Origin of the sequence: Campylobacter sp. US50a, from assembly GCF_004379015.1 — a bacterium.
GTDB classification, from domain to species: Bacteria; Campylobacterota; Campylobacteria; order Campylobacterales; family Campylobacteraceae; genus Campylobacter_D; species Campylobacter_D jejuni.
The window spans coordinates 1-495 of record NZ_RYYJ01000065.1 but is presented as its reverse complement, the minus strand read 5'-3'; the positions used below and the strand labels follow the sequence as shown (position 1 = coordinate 495).

Sequence of the window (495 nt, the reverse complement as noted above, 5' to 3'; positions counted from 1 at the left end):
AATTTCTATTATAGTTTTTATTGTATTAGTTTTTATTGCAGTTGTTAGTAGTGTTTATGAGTTTATCCATGAAGCTCTAAAGTTTAAAGAAGATAATGAAAGCAAAGCAAGAGAAAATCTTAGTGCTTTAATCAAATGGAGTGAAAACGAAGGCAAGGAAGAATTAGAATATGCTAAAAATTTAAGCAAAGAAAACTATAATCAAGAAAAAGTTACACAAATGATTATTAAAAATCTTAAGATGATACAAGCTAGTATTGAAGATATAAGAACTTTAACTATTTATTCATTCCTAGATGAAGATGAGGAACTTTCAAGAAAAGCTAGTCGAATTGTTTTAAATTTAAATAACGATATTATATCCTATCTTTTATACAATGAAAGAAATATCACAAATCATAAAACTTATTTTTTATTTGACAAGGAAAGATTTGATGCACTTGAAGATTTTTTATTTTTTCTAAATACTCGTTTAGAAGAGGATTTTTTGCAAAA

The 495-nt window shown here is 24.6% G+C and carries 1 protein-coding gene; it reads left to right on the top strand.

Annotation, left to right across the window (positions count from 1 at the left end):
* The coding region (locus ELQ11_RS09675) for a hypothetical protein (protein ID WP_208359347.1) at window positions 1-495 on the top strand (495 nt) is incomplete at both ends.